The organism is Mesorhizobium sp. M1078, assembly GCF_040318615.1.
Taxonomy (GTDB): Bacteria; Pseudomonadota; Alphaproteobacteria; order Rhizobiales; family Rhizobiaceae; genus Mesorhizobium.
On sequence record NZ_JAMYMP010000006.1, the window covers coordinates 215,144 to 232,817 of the forward strand.

16 protein-coding genes and 1 pseudogene are annotated in these 17,674 nt (G+C 62.8%); 6 read left to right on the top strand and 11 right to left on the bottom strand.

Annotated elements, in window-relative coordinates; genetic code table 11:
* Positions 1-3: 3 nt before the first annotated feature.
* Complete coding sequence (locus NKH38_RS11570; protein WP_352760181.1) at positions 4-219, bottom strand: hypothetical protein; 216 nt, start codon at positions 217-219, stop codon at positions 4-6.
* On the opposite strand from NKH38_RS11570, the gene NKH38_RS11575 reads away from it, so the two are divergent.
* From NKH38_RS11575 to NKH38_RS11585, 3 genes and pseudogenes are all read left to right on the top strand, one after another.
* On the top strand, positions 218-1,429 hold the full coding sequence (locus NKH38_RS11575) for an NADP-dependent isocitrate dehydrogenase (RefSeq protein WP_023669114.1): 1,212 nt from the start codon (positions 218-220) through the stop codon (positions 1,427-1,429). The two genes, NKH38_RS11570 and NKH38_RS11575, sit on opposite strands and share 2 nt — an antisense overlap.
* A gap of 10 nt (positions 1,430-1,439) precedes the next feature.
* A complete protein-coding gene (locus NKH38_RS11580; protein WP_023669115.1) occupies positions 1,440-2,054 on the top strand; it encodes a glutathione S-transferase family protein in 615 nt (204 codons plus the stop codon).
* A gap of 14 nt (positions 2,055-2,068) precedes the next feature.
* Positions 2,069-2,652: pseudogene (locus NKH38_RS11585) on the top strand (demethoxyubiquinone hydroxylase family protein).
* 112 nt (positions 2,653-2,764) lie between these two features.
* On the opposite strand, the gene alaS reads toward NKH38_RS11585, so the two are convergent.
* Together alaS and recA are read right to left on the bottom strand one after the other, a co-directional pair.
* The gene (gene alaS / locus NKH38_RS11590; RefSeq protein WP_352760185.1) at positions 2,765-5,431 is read right to left on the bottom strand and encodes an alanine--tRNA ligase; all 2,667 of its coding nucleotides are present in this window, start codon (positions 5,429-5,431) and stop codon (positions 2,765-2,767) included.
* A gap of 260 nt (positions 5,432-5,691) precedes the next feature.
* Positions 5,692-6,795 (bottom strand): recombinase RecA, encoded by a 1,104-nt coding sequence (gene recA, locus NKH38_RS11595; RefSeq protein WP_023669117.1) that lies wholly within the window; start codon positions 6,793-6,795, stop codon positions 5,692-5,694.
* A 282-nt stretch (positions 6,796-7,077) separates the two neighbouring features.
* On the opposite strand from recA, the gene NKH38_RS11600 reads away from it, so the two are divergent.
* Complete coding sequence (locus NKH38_RS11600) at positions 7,078-8,022, top strand: carbohydrate kinase family protein (protein WP_352760188.1); 945 nt, start codon at positions 7,078-7,080, stop codon at positions 8,020-8,022.
* Positions 8,023-8,092: 70 nt separating this feature from the next.
* Entirely contained in the window at positions 8,093-9,010 is a 918-nt protein-coding gene (locus NKH38_RS11605; protein ID WP_023748562.1) for a pseudouridine-5'-phosphate glycosidase, read from the top strand.
* A gap of 204 nt (positions 9,011-9,214) precedes the next feature.
* On the opposite strand, the gene NKH38_RS11610 is transcribed toward NKH38_RS11605, so the two are convergent.
* Complete coding sequence (locus NKH38_RS11610) at positions 9,215-9,538, bottom strand: TfoX/Sxy family protein (RefSeq protein ID WP_023819428.1); 324 nt, start codon at positions 9,536-9,538, stop codon at positions 9,215-9,217.
* Between the two features lie 83 nt (positions 9,539-9,621).
* On the opposite strand from NKH38_RS11610, the gene NKH38_RS11615 reads away from it, so the two are divergent.
* Positions 9,622-10,119: a GFA family protein gene (locus NKH38_RS11615; protein ID WP_352760193.1), complete on the top strand. Its 498-nt coding sequence runs from the start codon at positions 9,622-9,624 to the stop codon at positions 10,117-10,119.
* A gap of 149 nt (positions 10,120-10,268) precedes the next feature.
* Here the strand turns inward: NKH38_RS11615 and sufA are convergent, their stop codons facing one another.
* The 7 genes from sufA to NKH38_RS11650 form a co-directional block, all read right to left on the bottom strand.
* On the bottom strand, positions 10,269-10,649 hold the full coding sequence (sufA, locus tag NKH38_RS11620) for a Fe-S cluster assembly scaffold SufA (RefSeq protein ID WP_013532156.1): 381 nt from the start codon (positions 10,647-10,649) through the stop codon (positions 10,269-10,271).
* A gap of 105 nt (positions 10,650-10,754) precedes the next feature.
* Positions 10,755-11,141 carry an SUF system Fe-S cluster assembly protein gene (locus NKH38_RS11625; RefSeq protein WP_352760253.1) on the bottom strand — a complete coding sequence of 129 codons (387 nt, stop codon included), beginning with the start codon at positions 11,139-11,141 and terminating at the stop codon, positions 10,755-10,757.
* A gap of 21 nt (positions 11,142-11,162) precedes the next feature.
* Positions 11,163-12,404, bottom strand: coding sequence for a cysteine desulfurase (locus NKH38_RS11630; protein WP_352760198.1), 1,242 nt, complete (start codon positions 12,402-12,404; stop codon positions 11,163-11,165).
* Between the two features lie 138 nt (positions 12,405-12,542).
* Positions 12,543-13,811: a Fe-S cluster assembly protein SufD gene (sufD, locus tag NKH38_RS11635; protein WP_023726932.1), complete on the bottom strand. Its 1,269-nt coding sequence runs from the start codon at positions 13,809-13,811 to the stop codon at positions 12,543-12,545.
* Positions 13,812-13,854: 43 nt separating this feature from the next.
* The gene (gene sufC / locus NKH38_RS11640; RefSeq protein WP_023748559.1) at positions 13,855-14,610 is read right to left on the bottom strand and encodes a Fe-S cluster assembly ATPase SufC; all 756 of its coding nucleotides are present in this window, start codon (positions 14,608-14,610) and stop codon (positions 13,855-13,857) included.
* Positions 14,611-14,639: 29 nt separating this feature from the next.
* Positions 14,640-16,157, bottom strand: coding sequence for a Fe-S cluster assembly protein SufB (gene sufB, locus NKH38_RS11645; RefSeq protein ID WP_023743149.1), 1,518 nt, complete (start codon positions 16,155-16,157; stop codon positions 14,640-14,642).
* Between the two features lie 186 nt (positions 16,158-16,343).
* A complete protein-coding gene (locus NKH38_RS11650; RefSeq protein WP_352760203.1) occupies positions 16,344-17,507 on the bottom strand; it encodes a cysteine desulfurase family protein in 1,164 nt (387 codons plus the stop codon).
* Positions 17,508-17,674 lie beyond the last annotated feature (167 nt).

Sequence of the window (17,674 nt, forward strand, 5' to 3'; positions counted from 1 at the left end):
ATCTCAATGAACTGCTGTTTGCGGCATTTCAGCGTTCCCCTGCCACATCCGCTTGGCAAAATGAAGCTTTTGCAAAACACCGGTCGCGGCACAGGCGACCCATTCTGCACGGATCGTCGTTTGCGCGGCCAAATAGGCTTTGATATACGCTCCGCATTCCCGGCCGAAGCCATGCGGGCGAGGCCGTTTTGTTCCCCAAAAGCGAGGCATTCTTTTCATGGCGAAGATCAAGGTGGCGAACCCGGTCGTCGAGCTCGACGGCGACGAGATGACCCGCATCATCTGGCAGTTCATCAAGGACAAGCTGATCCACCCTTATCTCGACCTGAAGCTCGAATATTACGACCTCGGCGTCGAGCACCGCGACGCCACCAACGACCAGGTGACCATCGATTCGGCCAATGCCATCAAGAAATGGGGCGTCGGTGTGAAATGCGCGACGATCACGCCCGACGAGCAGCGCGTCGAGGAATTCAAGCTGAAGAAGATGTGGAAGTCGCCGAACGGCACCATCCGTAACATTCTCGGCGGCACCATTTTCCGCGAACCGATCATCATGAAGAACGTGCCGCGTCTGGTGCCGGGATGGACCAAGCCCATCATCGTCGGCCGTCATGCCTTCGGCGACCAGTATCGCGCCACCGACTTCCGCTTCCCCGGCAAGGGCAAGCTGACCATCAAGTTCGTCGGCGAGGACGGCAAGGTGATCGAGCATGACGTGTACGACGCACCCGGCGCCGGCGTTGCCATGGCGATGTACAATCTCGACGACTCCATCCGGGAATTCGCCCGCGCCTCGCTGAATTACGGCCTGCTGCGCAACTATCCGGTTTATCTCTCGACCAAGAACACCATCCTCAAAGCCTATGATGGCCGCTTCAAGGACATTTTCCAGGAGGTCTACGAGGCTGAATTCGAGGCCGAGTTCAAGGCGAAGAAGCTGTGGTACGAGCACCGGCTGATCGACGACATGGTGGCCTCCGCCCTGAAATGGTCTGGCGGCTACGTCTGGGCCTGCAAGAATTATGACGGCGACGTCCAGTCCGACACGGTGGCGCAAGGTTTTGGCTCGCTTGGCCTGATGACCTCCGTGCTGATGACGCCGGACGGCAAGACGGTGGAAGCGGAGGCCGCGCACGGCACCGTGACGCGCCACTATCGCCAGCACCAGAAGGGCGAGGAAACCTCGACCAATTCGATCGCCTCGATCTTCGCCTGGACGCGCGGCCTCGCCCACCGCGCCAAGCTCGACGATAATGCCGAGTTGAAGCGATTTGCCGACACGCTGGAGAAGGTCTGCATCCAGACGGTTGAGAGCGGCTTCATGACCAAGGACCTGTCGCTCTTGATCGGTCCCGACCAACCATGGCTGTCGACCACCGGCTTCCTCGACAAGATCGACGAGAATTTGCAGAAGGCGATGGCGTAAGCCGGCAGCCATGGCCAAGCCGGTCGTCTACGGGGCGGACTACAGCGTCTATGTGCGCATCGTCCGCCTCGTGCTGGCGGAAAAAGGCATCGACTACGACCTTGTGCCGGTCGATGTCTTTGCCGCCGAGGGCACTCCCGCCTGGTACTTCGAGCATCACCCTTTCGGCCGCATTCCGGCCTTCGAGCACGGCGGGTTTCGCCTGTTCGAAACCAGCGCAATCGCCCGCTATGTCGACGAGGCGTTCGACGGCCCGGCACTGCAGCCAAAAGACGCCCGCACCCGCGCAACGATGAACCAGATCATCGGCATGCTCGACGCCTATGCCTACAGATCGATGGTCTGGGACGTCGCCGTCGAGCGGCTTGAGAAGGAAGCGCCAGACGAGGCACTGGTCGCCAACGGGCTGCGCCAGGCGGAAACGGTGCTGCGGGTGCTCACCGCACTCAAGCCTCCCGGGCCGTGGCTGCTCGGGGACCAGCTGACGCTGGCCGACCTGCATGCGGCATCCATCATCGCCTATTTCGTCAAGGTCGCCGACGGGCAAAAGCTGCTTGCGGCGTTCGCCGACATCCAGGCCTGGTGGGAGGGCATCGCAAAACGTCCGAGCCTGGCGGCGGGCTGATATGGGTTCGGGCCATGGCTGACCCATCTCGCCAGGACGCGCTCACCGTCGCCAGAATTGTCAGGGTCAACCACGCCGGTGAGTTCGGTGCGATCAGGATCTATTCGGCGCAGATTCTTGTCGCCAGGCGCTTATGGCCGGATTGCGTGCCATCCTTGTCGGAGATGCTTGGGCACGAGCGCACGCATTGCGCTGCGTTCCGCGCCGCCATGCCGGCGCGGCGGTCGCGACCGTGCCGGGTGATGCAGTTCTGGAGCTGGGTGGCTGGGTGCTGGGTTTTGTCACCGCCCTGCTCGGTCCGCAAGGCATCTGGGCCTGCACGGCGGCGGTTGAAGCGGCGGTGCATCGCCATCTGGACGATCAGCTGTTTTTCCTCGCCAATCGCGACCACGACTTGCACGGCATCATCCTGGCGATCCGCGAGGAAGAGCTCGCCCATCTCCATCACGCCGAAGAGCAGCTGAAATCGCCCGGCCCGGCGCTGAACTTTTTACGGTCGCTGATTTCGATCGCCACGGACGTGCTGATCTGGCTGTCCACCTGGGGCGATTCCAGCAGAATGACGCGCGCCCTGAAGGCGGCGAAAAGAACTAGCTAGACGGACCGTCTAAGAGCTGATTGCCGGCTTGCCACTATCAGCCACAGAATGGCAAGCACGGCGGCGAAGGCCGGAAAGCCGCACACAAACCAGATACGACATAGGGTGGCTTTCAGGCTGCCTCCAGCGCCGCCCTCACCGCGGCGATCGCATCATTGGCCTTCGAGGCGTCCGGGCCGCCGGCTTGCGCCATGTCGGGCCGTCCGCCACCGCCCTGCCCGCCCAATGCGGCCGAGGCAACGCGCACAAGATCGACAGCGCTGAAGCGGCCGACGAGATCGTCCGTCACGGCGACCACGACGCTTGCCTTGTTGTCTTCGCCCGCACCGACGAAGACGACGACGCCTGAGCCGAGCGAAGTCTTGCCGGCATCGGCCAGCGGCTTCAAATCCTTCGGCGACACGCCGGAAACCGCTTTGCCGAGGAAGCCGATACCGGCGACGGTTTCGGTGGTGGCCGGAGCATCGGCCGCGGCACCACCGCCCAGCGCGAGTTTCTTGCGGGCTTCGCTCAGTTCCTTCTCGAGCTTCTTGCGTTCCTCGAGCAGCGCCTCGACACGCGCCGGCACGTCGGCCGGCGAAATCTTCAACACAGCCGCCGTCGCCTTCAGGCGCCTGTCCTGCTCGTCGAGATATTTTCGTGCGGCTTCGCCGGTCAGCGCCTCGATGCGGCGCACGCCGGCGGCGACCGCGCTGTCGGAGACGACACGGACCAGACCAATATCGCCGGTCGCCCGGACATGGGTGCCGCCACAAAGTTCGACGGAATAGGGTCTATTGGCCTTGGCGCCATGCACGCCGGTGCCCATCGAGACGACACGCACCTCGTCGCCGTATTTTTCGCCGAACAGCGCCATGGCGCCTTCGGCGATGGCATCGTCGACCGACATCAGCCGCGTCGTCACCGGGCTGTTCTGGACGACGATTTCGTTGGCCATGCGCTCGACCTCTTCGAGATCTTCGGCCGAGATCGGCTTGTTGTGCGAGATGTCGAAGCGCAGGCGCTCGGGCGCGACCAGCGAACCTTTCTGCGCGACATGGGTGCCCAGCACCTCGCGCAGCGCCTCATGGATCAGATGCGTTGCCGAATGATTGGCACGCAGCCGGGTGCGGCGCGCATGGTCAACTTTCAGCTCGACGGCTGCACCTGGCTTGACCGTGCCGTTCGTCACCTTGCCCAGATGCACGAACAGGCCGTCGGCCTTTTTCTGCGTGTCGGAAACCTCGATCGAGAAACCTTCGCCGGAGATGATGCCGGTGTCGCCCATCTGGCCGCCCGACTCGCCATAGAACGGCGTCTGGTTGACGACCACCGCCACCACGTCGCCCTTGCCGGCGCTATCGACTGTCTTGCCGTCCTTGACCAGGGCCTGGATGAGGCCTTCCGCCTGTTCGGTCTCGTAGCCGAGGAATTCGGTGGCGCCGGCCTTCTCGCGTACAGAAAACCAGATGGTCTCGGTGGCCGCGTCGCCGGAGCCAGCCCAATGCTTGCGCGCTTCGGCCTTCTGCTGCTCCATCGCATGGGTGAAGCCGGCAAGGTCGACCGAGATGCTGCGCTGGCGCAGTGCATCCTGCGTCAGATCGAGCGGGAAGCCGTACGTGTCATAGAGCTTGAAGGCAGTCTCGCCGTCCAGCATGTCACCGGCATGAAGCGTCTCCGTCGCCTCCGAGAGCAGGCCGAGGCCGCGCACCAGCGTCTTGCGGAACCTGGTCTCCTCGAGCTTCAGCGTCTCGGTGATCAGCTGTTCGCCGCGTGGCAGTTCGGGATAGGCCTGGCCCATCTCACGCACCAGCGCCGGCACCAGCTTCCACATCAACGGCTCCTTGGCGCCGAGCAACTGCGCATGGCGCATGGCGCGGCGCATGATGCGGCGCAGCACATAGCCGCGGCCTTCGTTCGACGGCAGCACGCCATCGGCCACCAGGAAAGAGGACGAGCGCAGATGGTCGGCAATGACGCGGAAGGAGGCGACCGTCTCCTTGTCGGGTCCCTGCCCGAGCGCCGACGAGGCCGCATCGATCAGGTGGCGGAACAGGTCGGTCTCGAAGACGCTTTCCACCCCTTGCAGGATGGACGCCATGCGCTCCAGGCCCATGCCGGTGTCGATCGACGGCCGCGGCAGGTCGATGCGCTCATCCTTGGTGACCTGCTCATATTGCATGAACACCAGGTTCCAGAATTCAAGGAAGCGGTCGCCGTCCTCCTCCGGGCTGCCGGGAGGGCCGCCCCAGATGTGATCGCCACGGTCGATGAAGATTTCCGAGCACGGCCCGCACGGTCCGGTGTCGCCCATAGCCCAGAAATTGTCGGAGGTCGGGATGCGGATGATGCGGTCATCGGAGAAACCGGCGATCTTCTTCCAGAAGCCGGCCGCCTCGTCATCGGTGTGATAGACAGTGACCAGCAGCTTGTCCTTGTTCAGCCCGAACTCCTTGGTGATCAGGTTCCAGGCCAGTTCGATGGCGCGCTCCTTGAAATAGTCGCCGAAGGAGAAATTGCCGAGCATTTCGAAGAAGGTCAGATGGCGCGCGGTGTAGCCGACATTGTCGAGGTCGTTGTGCTTGCCGCCGGCCCGCACGCTTTTCTGCGCGGTGGTGGCGCGCGAATAGGACCGCTTCTCCAGGCCGGTGAAGACGTTCTTGAACTGCACCATGCCGGCATTGGTGAACATCAGCGTCGGGTCGTTGCGCGGCACCAGCGGGCTCGAGGCCACGACCTCGTGGCCCTCCTTGCGAAAATAGTCGAGGAATGTCGACCGGATCTCGTTCACGCCACTCATGACTGCTGCCTTTTCGCGAAAACCGCCGGCACGGCCGGCGGACACTGGTCTCTGCTTTTTAGAAGATCGACTTGGCCTTTTAGCGGGCACGCCCCACCCTGTCCAGAAACACGGAATTGGGCCAATCCGGCAACTGCCAAGCCGGCTTCACGCTGCCCAAAAACGAAAACCGCCGGCGCGAAGGCCGGCGGTTTGAAACGCAATACTAAAGAACTCGGTTACTTAAGCATCGGGTAATAGACCGGATTTATGGCCGTGCCCTACATGGCGCCGGATTCTTCCTCGAAGCCGTCGTCGCTTTCGCCGCGCTCGGGGCCGCCATTTTCAAGAAATTTCTCGGCGATCAGCCCGGCATTCTGCCGCAGCGCAAGTTCGATCTCGCGCGCCGTGTCGGGATTGTCGCGCAGGAACAGTTTGGCGTTTTCGCGACCTTGGCCGAGACGCTGCGAATTGTAGGAGAACCAGGCGCCGGACTTCTCGACCACGCCGGCCTTGACGCCGAGATCGACCAGTTCGCCGGTCTTGGAGACGCCCTCGCCATACATGATGTCGAACTCGACCACCTTGAAGGGCGGCGCCAGCTTGTTCTTGACCACCTTGACCCGGGTCTGGTTGCCGACGACCTCGTCGCGGTCCTTGACCGAGCCGATGCGGCGGATGTCGAGGCGCACCGAAGCGTAGAATTTCAGCGCGTTGCCGCCGGTCGTGGTTTCGGGCGAACCGAACATGACGCCGATCTTCATGCGGATCTGGTTGATGAAGATGACCATGGTGTTGGAGCGCGAGATCGAGGCGGTCAGCTTGCGCAGCGCCTGGCTCATCAGACGCGCCTGAAGACCGGGCAGAGAATCGCCCATCTCGCCCTCGATTTCAGCGCGCGGCGTCAGTGCCGCCACCGAATCGACCACCAGAACGTCGATGGCGCCGGAACGCACCAGCGTGTCGCAGATTTCCAGCGCCTGCTCGCCGGTGTCGGGCTGCGAGATCAGCAGGTTTTCGAGGTCCACGCCGAGCTTGCGGGCATAGACCGGGTCGAGCGCATGCTCGGCATCGACGAAGGCGCAGATGCCGCCTTTCTTCTGGGCTTCCGCCACCGTATGCAGCGCCAGCGTCGTCTTGCCCGAGCTTTCCGGCCCGTAGATCTCGACAATGCGGCCGCGCGGCAGGCCGCCAACGCCAAGCGCGATGTCGAGGCCCAGCGATCCCGTCGGCACGGTTTCGATCTCGACGACCTGCTCATTGGCGCCAAGCCGCATGATCGAGCCCTTGCCGAAGGCGCGCTCGATTTGCGACAGCGCTGCGTCCAGAGCCTTTGATTTGTCCACCGCTTTGTCCTCTACAAGCCGCAAAGAATTCTGAGCCATGATACATCACCCCTTGGTCGTCAATGAAGGCCGGACAATCCGTAATCCCTGCCCATTTTGTACTACTTTTGTTCTCATTTGGCAAGAGGGGTCAAATGACTGAAAAACCATCTTTATCCGGATTTGTTCTTTTTTTGTCTCGTGGTTTTGTTTTCGGATGCGTTCCGCATTGGGCCAGACGCTCCGGCTGTTTCGATCGGCCGAATCGCCGGCTCGCCTGCGAAGCTCCGCCGCACAGCGTAGCGCTTGTGCGGCTCGAATAACAAAGGTCATATCGCCGGCATGGTGAAATCAGCAAAGATACTGGCGGTGGGCGGCGCCCATATCGATCGCCGCGGCCATGTGTCGGGCACGTACGTGCCCGCGGCGTCCAACCCCGGCACGATGCGCGAGGATGTCGGCGGCGGCGTATTCAACGCGCTGCGCAGCCTGGTGCGGCGCGGCGTCTCGGCCTCGCTTTTGTCGGTGCGCGGCGGCGATGCCTCGGCCGAGACGGTTGCGCGCGCCATCGCCGACTCCGGCATTGCCGACCTGTCGGCGGTTTTCCTCGACCGCACGACGCCGAGCTACACGGCGCTGATCGATCGCGACGGCGAGCTGATCACCGGCTTTGCCGATATGGCGCTCTACGATTTGGCGTTCCCCAAGCAGATCCGCCGCTCCAAGGTGCGCGAGTTGGTCGCCGAGGCCGATGCGGTGCTCTGCGACGCCAATCTGCCATCAACGGCGCTGGAGCGGCTGGTGGGGCTCGCCGCCGGCAAGCCGGTGTTCGCCATCGCCATTTCGCCGGCCAAGGTGGTGCGGCTGATACCGGTGCTGAAGGAACTCGCGCAGGTCTTCATGAACCGGCGCGAGGCCATGGCGCTGGCCGGCGTCGATGCCAATGCCACCGAGCGCGAGACCGTCGACGGACTGCGCTGCAGCGGCCTCACCAGTGGCGTGGTGACGGCGGGCGACGGCCCGGTGCTGGGATTCGACGAAGCCGGCGCCTTCTCTATCCTGCCGCCGGCGCCGAGAAAAGTCGCCGACGTAACCGGCGCCGGCGACGCGCTGGCCGGCGCCACCATCGCTGCCCTGCTGCGCGGCCTGGCATTGCGCCAGGCCCTCCGCGAAGGCGTTGCCGCGGCGACGCTCGCCATCGAAAGTTCGGATGCCGTGCCGGCCTTCACCGCCGCGACCTTCACCGAGGCACTGGCTCTTGTGCCCGACGCGCAGGAAATGGCATGAGGGCGGCCAATTGCCATTGCCGGAGCGCGACGTCCAAGCGGACGCGCGGATCTCCGGATCGGAGACCATCATGACACCGCAAAGCGCCCGCCCCTTCATCGACCTCCACGCGCCCGTGGCCGAGGCGCTCGCCGCTGGCCGCCCCGTCGTGGCGCTGGAAAGCACCATCATCACCCATGGCATGCCTTACCCCGACAATGGCGCCATGGCCGCCAATGTCGAAAAGATAATCCTGGATAATGGCGCGGTGCCAGCGACGATCGCCGTGGTCGCCGGCCGCATCAAGATCGGGCTTTCCGACGGCGAGCGCGAGTCGCTGGCCATGACCGGCGACGCCATGAAGCTGTCGCGCGCCGATCTCGGCTTTGCGGTGGCGCAAGGCCGCACCGGCGGCACCACGGTCGCCGCCACCATGATCGCCGCTGACATGGTCGGGATAAAGGTGTTCGCCACCGGCGGCATTGGCGGCGTCCACAAGGGCGCGGAAAAGAGCTTCGACATCTCGGCCGATCTCGACGAGTTGGCGCGCACGCCGGTCATCGTCGTCTCGGCCGGCGCCAAGGCGATCCTCGACATCGAAAAGACGCTGGAAGTGCTGGAGACGCGCGGCGTGCCGGTGATTGGCCATGGCTGCGAGACGATGCCGGCCTTCTGGTCGCGGCATTCGCCGTTCCGCGCGCCGCTGACCCTGCACAGACCGGAAGAGATCGCGCATTTCTACAAGACCAGGGCGGCACTTGGCCTGGTCGGCGGCATGCTGATCGCCAACCCGGTGCCGCAGGACGATGAAATCCCGGCCGACGAGATGGCCGGCTATATCGAGGCCGCGCAGAAGGCGGCGGAAGTGCAGAATGTGACCGGTAAGGCGGTGACGCCGTTCCTGTTGGGCAAAATCCTCGAACTGACCGGCGGCCGGAGCTTGAAGACCAACATCGCGCTGGTCGAGAACAATGCGCGGCTGGCGGCGAGGATTGCGACGGCGCTGTAGGATCGCCTAAGTCGGCGGGACAGCACCCCCCTCTGGCCTGCCGGCCATCTCCCCCGCAAGGAGGGAGATTAACAGCTTAGCCGCAGGCTCCCATTTTTCAACGTTGGTGATTGGCGAAGACCAATTTGACAACTGATCTCCCCCCTTGCGGGGGAGATGTCCGGCAGGACAGAGGGGGGTGGGAAGAAACGCGGCGGTCCCGGTTCACTTCCCCGCCCTTCGTCCCGCCTCATAAGCCCGGCGCGCCCACACCCTCATCTCGTCAGGATCATCAAACGCGCTGTCGGGAATGCTCCAGTACGGCATCGCGACCAGCTTGCCGTGGCGGGTGCCGGTATAGGTCCATTGCTTGCAGCCGGCGGCTTCGAAGTCGGGCGCGCTTTGCTCGTCAGCCTTGAGCAGCAATTCGCCGCGCAGCACGATGGCGACGATGACGCCGTCGAAATAGATACCCTTGCCGCCGAACAGTTTTCGGATACTGACCGGGCCGAGGCCTTCGAACAGTTCTTCGATGCGTTCATTGTCCATGCCGCAATCATGTCACCGGGCTTGCCATGGCTGCAATCAAAAACCATGCTGGCAAGTTGAGAGCCATCCGTCGGAGTCTTGTCATGCCGCTGCTGCTCAAGGGATCCTGCCGCTGCGATGCCGTCCATTTCGAGGTGGAGAGCAACACGCCGGTGCCGTTCATGCTGTGCTACTGCTCGATCTGCCGCAAGCAGCAGGGCGGCGGCGGCTTCGCCGTCAATCTCGGCGCCGATTACAAAACGCTGAAAATCAAGGGCAAGCGCAATCTCGGCGTCTACCAGGCCGAGATCGCGGACGACGAGCATCCAAAGTGCGAGATTTCGACGGGCGAGCGCAATTTCTGCAAGAAGTGCGGTTCGGCGCTCTGGCTCTACGATCCGACATGGCCGGACCTGGTCCACCCCTTCGCCTCGGCAATCGACAGCGAGCTGCCGAAGCCGCCGGAGAAGGTGCATCTGATGTTGAAATACAAGGCGAGTTGGGTCGAGCCGGTGATCGGCAAAAAGGACAAGGCGTTCGACGTCTATCCCGAGGAATCGATCGCCGACTGGCACAAGCGGACGAAGATGTGGGTGAAGTAAGCAGGGAGGCGCGGAGCGCGACTTCCGATGGTCAGCGCTGCCCCTCATCCGGCCCTTCGGGCCGTTCGTCATTCGAAAAGCCAAGCAATTGGCTTTTCGCCCGCTGCGCGGACCATTCCTCACCTCCCCGTGAACGGGGAGAAGGAAGATCAGGCGGAAGCGCGCGCTTCAGCCAGCGCCTTCAGGTCGGCGGGCTTGAGTTCGACGGATTCGCCGCAGCCACAGGCCGAACTCTGGTTCGGGTTGTGGAAGGTGAAGCCGGTGCGCAGCGTCGTCTGCTCAAAATCCATCTCGGTGCCGAACAGGAAAAGGGCAGCCTCGGGCGCGACATAGACATGCGCGCCGTCGCGTTCGATATGGTCGTCCTTGGTGTTGGGCTCGGTCACCAGGTCCACCGTATATTCCATGCCGGCGCAACCGCCCTTCTTGATGCCGAGGCGAATGCCATGGGCATTGTCGCGCGTGGCGACGATCTCGCGCACCCGGTCGGCGGCCTTTTCGGTCATCGTGATGACGGCGAAACGTCCCATTCTTTTTCCTCTTCCATTCCATGCAGGTTCAAGGCCTGCCGAATGATTCCTCACCTAAAATGGTGAAGTTTTACCACTGGTGCAAGTGCACCAACCTCAGTCAACCTAGTACCAGCCCACCGCCACCTGCGCCTCTTCCGACATGCGGTCGGGCGACCAGGGCGGGTCGAAGGTCATGTTGACCTCGACGCCGGAGACGCCTTCGACGGCGCCGACGGCGTTTTCCACCCAGCCTGGCATTTCGCCGGCCACCGGACAGCCGGGCGCGGTCAGCGTCATGTCGATCTTGACCGCGCGGTTGTCCTCGATGTCGATCTTGTAGATGAGGCCGAGCTCATAGATGTCGGCCGGTATTTCCGGGTCATAGACCGTCTTCAGCGCCGAGACGATGTCGTCGGTCAGCCGCGCCAGCTCGTCGGCGGGAATTGCCGAGGCGGAAACCATCGGATTGACGGCCGCTTCCGGCGCGGTGGTGTGGCTCGCATCATCCATGGTCGTCATCCAAAGAACCTGTCACCCGAAGAACTTGCGCGCTTTTTCCAGCGCATCGGCCAAAGCGTCGACTTCGGCCCTGTTATTATACATGCCGAACGATGCCCTGCATGTGGAGGTTACGCCAAAGCGTTTCAACAGCGGCTGGGCGCAATGGGTGCCCGCGCGGACGGCAACACCCTGCCTGTCTATCACCATCGACACATCATGGGCATGAATGCCCTGCAATTCGAAAGAAATGATGGCGCCCTTGTCCGGCGCGTCGCCGAAGATGCGCAGCGAGTTGATGGCGCGCAGCCGTTCATGCGCATAGGTCTTGAGATCGGCCTCATGGGCGGCAATGCGCTCGCGGCCAACCTTTTCCATGTATTCCAATGCTGCACCCAGGCCAATCGCCTGCACGATCGGCGGCGTGCCGGCCTCGAAGCGGTGCGGCGGCTCGTTGTAGGTGACGACGTCTTCCGTCACTTCCTCGATCATCTCGCCGCCGCCCATGAAAGGGCGCATGGCCGAGAGAATATCCTTCTTGCCGTAAAGCACGCCGATGCCGGACGGCCCGTAAACCTTGTGACCGGTGAAGACGAAGAAATCGCAGTCGAGGTCCTGGACGTCGATCGGCATGTGCACGGCGCTCTGGCTGCCGTCGACAAGTACGGGAATGCCACGCGAATGCGCGATGCGCACGATTTCCTTGATCGGCGTCACCGTGCCCAGCGCGTTCGACATATGCGTGATGGCGACGAGCTTTGTCTTGTCGGTCAGCCGCTTTTCGAATTCCTCGATGTGGAAGATGCCGAGATCGTCGACCGGCACCCAGACCAGCTTGGCGCCCTGCCGTTCCCGGATGAAATGCCACGGCACGATGTTGGAGTGGTGCTCCATGATCGACAGCATGATCTCGTCGCCCGCGCCGATATTGGGCATGCCATAGCCGTAAGCCACGGTGTTGATCGCCGTGGTCGTGTTCGAGGTGAAGACGATGTTGTCGGTGCTTGGCGCATTGAGGAAACGGCGCACCGTCTCGCGTGCCTTCTCATAGGCGTCGGTTGCGGCATTCGACAGGAAATGCAGGCCGCGATGCACGTTGGCGTATTCCTGGGAATAGGCGTGCTGGATCGTATCCAGCACCACCTGCGGCTTCTGCGCCGAGGCGCCATTGTCGAGATAGACCAGCGGTTTGCCGTAGACTTCACGCGACAGGATCGGGAAGTCGCGGCGGATCGCCTCGACGTCGTATGGGGTTGTTTCGATCTTCTGGTCCATTACAAGCTCTCTTGAGGCACCGCCTCACTTCGTCACGCACCCCTCATCCGACCGAGCTTCGCTCGGCCACCGCCCGGGGCGAGTCACTTGCCTCGCCCGTCCTTCGGACCCCACAAGGGGAGAAGGGAAAGAGTGTGCTTACCCATGGGCCACGAACCAGTCGTCCAGCCTTGTTTCCAGGGCCTCGACGATGGTTTCGTCGTCCAGTTCCTCGATCACTTCGGCGACGAACGCCTTCACCAGCAAGCCGCGGGCGCTCTTCTCGTCGATGCCGCGCGCCATCAGGTAGAACAGATGGTTGTGGTCGATCTCGGTGACGGTGGCGCCATGGCCGCAGATGACATCGTCGGCGAAGATTTCCAGCTCCGGCTTGGTCGAGAACTCGCCATCATCCGACAAAAGCAGCGTGTTGCAGGCCATCTTGGCGTTGGTCTTCTGCGCGTATTGGTGGACGTTGATGCGGCCCTGGAAGACGCCGCGCGCCTTGCCGGTCACGACATTGCGGATCACTTCCGTCGATGTCGTATGCGGCACGGCATGGTCGAGCACCATGGTCACGTCGGTGTGGGTGTCGCCGGCCAGAAGGTTGATGCCGCGCAATTTGAAATCGGCGCCTTCGCCCGTGGTCTTCACCACGATCTCCTGGCGCACAAGCTTGCCGCCGGCATTCATGAAGAACAGCGTCAGCTTCGAATTCTTGCCGAGATGCGCCTTGAACTGCGCCAGATGGGTGGCCGTTTCCGGCTGTTCCTGGATGATCAGCCAGGTCACCTCGGCGCCCTCGCCCAACACCAGCTGGCTGACGGAGCTGGCCAGAGCCGCGCCCTCGCCCGCCTGACGCTCGACAATCGCAGCCTTGGCGCCGGCGCCGACACGCACGGGAAAGCGCACATGGGTCTGTCCGCCGGCTTGCAGGTTCTGCAATTCGATCGGCTTTTCCAGTGCTGCGCCATCGGCGATGTCGACGAAATAGCCGTCGGCGACGAAAGCAGTGTTCAGCGCGCCGATGGCGTCATCGCTGCCATAGGGGTCGAGGCCGGGTGCAATCGAGCCGTCGGTCAGCTTTTCCGACAGGCGCTGGACGGTCACGCCCTCGATCGCGGGGAATTTCGCACTCGAGACGCCGTTCCGAACCGCCAGCACGGCGGAACCTTCGACGATGGGCGTTAGCGTTTTGGCGGCGGCCGTCGGATCGAATGCCGGCACCGCAGTCAACAGCCGGCGCAGGTCAGTGTAATGCCAGGATTCGATGCGCCGCGTCGGCAGCCCGTGCTTGATTGCCTCAATGGCATCGTCGCGCTTCAGCATCACCGCGCCGTCGCCCGGCAGCAGCGACAGCCGCTCGCCGAAAGCGTCGATCAACGCCGTTTCGGCCTGTGTGCGCTGGGGTTGTGTATGCATATTCATCAGTTTTGCCCCGCCTTTCAGCATAAAATGGCCTTCTGGCATCTCACGCGGCTTCGCCGATCACGCCGGCATAGCCATTGGCTTCGAGATCGAGCGCCAGCGACTTGTCGCCGGACTTGATCACCTGGCCCTTGTATAGGACGTGCACGCTATCGGGCACGATGTGCTCGAGCAGGCGCTGGTAGTGGGTGATGACGATGATGGCACGGTCGGGCGAACGCAGCGCGTTGACGCCGTCCGAGACGATCTTCAGCGCATCGATGTCGAGGCCGGAATCGGTCTCGTCGAGCACGCAGAGCTTTGGCTCCAGCAGCTTCATCTGCAGGATCTCGGCCCGCTTCTTCTCGCCGCCGGAAAAGCCGACATTGAGCGGCCGCTTGAGCATTGCCATATCCATGTTGAGCGAGGCTGCCGCCTCTTTCACCCGCTTCAAAAATTCCGGGATCTTCAGCGGCTCCTCGCCGCGCGCCTTGCGCTGCTCGTTCATCGCCACTTTCAGGAATTCCATGGTCGCGACGCCAGGTATCTCCATCGGATACTGGAAGGCGAGGAAGATGCCCGCGGTGGCGCGCTCGGCCGGATCCATTTCGAGGATCGACTGGCCGTTATAGAGGATGTCGCCTTCGGTGACCTCATAGTCCTCACGGCCGGCGAGGATATAGGACAGCGTCGATTTGCCCGAGCCGTTCGGACCCATGATGGCAGCGACCTCGCCGTTTTTCACCGTCAGGTTCAGGCCGCGGATGATCTCGGTGCCGTCATCGACGATGCGGGCATGCAGGTTCTTGATCTCAAGCATTTTTTCTTTCCTGGATATATATTGTCCGGTCAGCCGACCGAGCCCTCAAGGCTGATGCCGATAAGCTTCTGCGCTTCGACCGCGAACTCCATCGGCAGCTGCTGGATGACATCCTTGACGAAGCCGTTGACGATCAGCGCGATCGCCTCTTCCTCGGGGATGCCGCGCTGCATGACGTAGAATTTCTGGTCCTCCGAAATCTTCGACGTCGTCGCCTCATGCTCGAACTGCGCCGTCGAATTCTTGGCTTCCATGTAGGGCACGGTGTGCGCGCCGCACTGGTCGCCGATCAGGAGACTATCGCAATTGGTGAAGTTGCGGGCGTTGGTCGCTTTGCGGTGCGCCGAAACCTGGCCGCGATAGGTGTTCTGCGAGAAGCCGGCGGCGATGCCCTTGGAGATGATGCGGCTCGACGTGTTCTTGCCGAGATGGATCATCTTGGTGCCGCTGTCGACCTGCTGGTAGCCGTTCGACACGGCGATCGAATAGAACTCGCCGGAGGAATCGTCGCCGCGCAGGATGCAGCTGGGATATTTCCAGGTGATCGCCGAACCGGTCTCGACCTGTGTCCACGAGATCTTCGAACGGTGCCCGCGGCAGTCGCCGCGCTTGGTGACGAAATTGTAGATGCCGCCCTTGCCCTCGGCATCGCCGGGGTACCAGTTCTGCACCGTCGAATATTTGATCTCGGCATCGTCGAGCGCCACCAGTTCGACGACGGCGGCATGCAGCTGGTTCTCGTCGCGCTGCGGCGCCGTGCAGCCTTCGAGATAGGAGACGTAAGCCCCCTCCTCGGCGATGATCAGCGTGCGCTCGAACTGGCCGGTGTTCTTCTCGTTCATGCGGAAATAGGTCGACAGCTCCATCGGGCAGCGCACGCCCTTGGGCACGAAGACGAACGAGCCGTCGGTGAAGACAGCCGAATTCAGTGTGGCGTAGAAATTGTCGGATGTCGGCACGACCGAGCCGAGATATTTCTGCACCAGCTCCGGATGCTCGCGGATGGCCTCCGAGATCGAGCAGAAGATGACGCCGGCCTGCGCCAGCTCCTTCTTGAACGTGGTGACGACGGAAACGGAATCGAACACCGCGTCCACCGCGACACGGCCCGATTTGTAGACGTTGTCGCTGGGCTCCTCGAGATCGGACGCGTCGGTCTTCTGCACGCCAGCGAGGATTTCTTGTTCCCGCAGCGGAATGCCGAGCTTCTCGTAGACCTTCAACAGCTCGGGATCGACGTCGCTCAGCGAGGTCGGGCCGGGCGTGCTCTTGGGCGCCGCGTAGTAATAGAGGTCCTGAAAATCGATCTTCGGATAATGGACGCGCGCCCAGGTCGGCTCTTCCAGCGTCAGCCAGCGCCGATATGCTTCCAGACGCCATTCCAGCATCCAGGACGGTTCATCCTTCTTGGCCGAGATGAAGCGAATAATGTCTTCGCTCAGGCCCTTGGGGGCCTTGTCCATCGCGATCTCTGTCTGGAATCCGTATTTGTACTGGTCGACGTCGATCTTTCGGACCCGATCGATCGTGTCCTGCACAGCAGGCATAAGCGTTCTCCATCCACGCCGGGGTCAAGGCCCGACAGTTTTCAAACTATGGCATCGCCAGGGCTGCCCATGAGGCGCCGAAGGCGGCGTAAGTTTCATATAGTGCGTCTCGGCCGGGAATTCACCCGGCCACTTGCAAACGCACGGCTCTACCAGGCCGCGAGGCCTGAATTCCTTGTCGCCGCCTCAGGCGGCTTGTTCCCTGCCCGCCCGGCGCTGGGCAATACCCGCCAGCGCAGCACGAAACAGTTCGATATCCCCGGCACTCGTTGCGTGGCCGATGGACACGCGCAAAGCGCCGAGGCTGTCACCGTAACCCATGGCTTTCAGCACATGGCTCGGCCCGACCTTGCCCGACGAACAGGCCGATCCCGCCGACAGCGCCACGCCAGCCAGATCGAACGCGATCTGCGCCGTCTCGGCCTTGACGCCGGGAATAGCGAAGAATGTCGTGTTGGCAAGCCTTGGCGCGCCGGTTCCGAAGATTTCTGCGTCCGGCACCAGTGTTTTAATGATGGTTTCGACCTCGCCGCGCCGGTGCGCGAGCGTATCGACATGGTTCAGTCCAGCCAAAGCCTGCCGCGCCGCGGCGCCAAAGCCGGCGATGGCCGCCAGGTTTTCGGTGCCGCCGCGATGGCCCTTTTCCTGGCCGCCGCCATTGATCAGCGGCTTCGGCATCATCAGATCGGCTGCCGCAACGACGGCGCCGACACCCTTGGGGCCGCCGATCTTGTGCGAAGACAGAATCAAATAGTCGGCGTAAGCCGCTGACATATCGATGGGACCACGGCCCGCAGCCTGCACCGCGTCGACCACCAGAATGCCGCCCGCCGCCTTGACGATTGCAGCGATTGCCTCGATCGGCTGGATGACGCCGGTCTCGTTGTTGGCGGCATGGATCGCGACCAACGGCAGGCCTTCGGCCTTGTCATGCGCGGCCAGAGCGGCTGTCAGCTGAGCGAGGTCGGCAATGCCATCGGCGTCGACGCCGATCCGCGAAACCTGTGTTGCCGGGAAGCGGCCGCCGTTCAACAGGCAAGGGTGGTCGGCCTCGCACACATAGAGCCGGCTCATGCGCACCGTGCCACGGCCCATCTGCCAATCCGGCGTCAGCAGCGTCGATGCGGCTTCCGTCGCGCCCGAGGTGAAGACGACATGCTCGGCCTTGGCGCCGACAAGTGCTGCCACATCGCGCCGGGCAGTGTCGATCAGGCGCCGCGCCGCGCGCCCCTCGGCATGCACCGACGACGGATTGGCGACGAGATCGAGCGCGGCAATCATCGCCTCGCGCGCCTCGGTAATGAGCGGCGCGCTGGCATTGTAGTCGAGATAGGCGCGTGCTGCGGCCATTTTCACCCAATCGATCCCGTCAAGACCCTTTCCGCAAGGATAGCGCGTTATTTCCTTGAAATTGCAAGGCAAGACGTCCTATTTACGCGGCTTGCGGCGAGGATGGCCGGGCCGTCACGGCTGGCTATCCAGTTTTGAACAATTCTAAACTAGCTTCTAAGAAGACG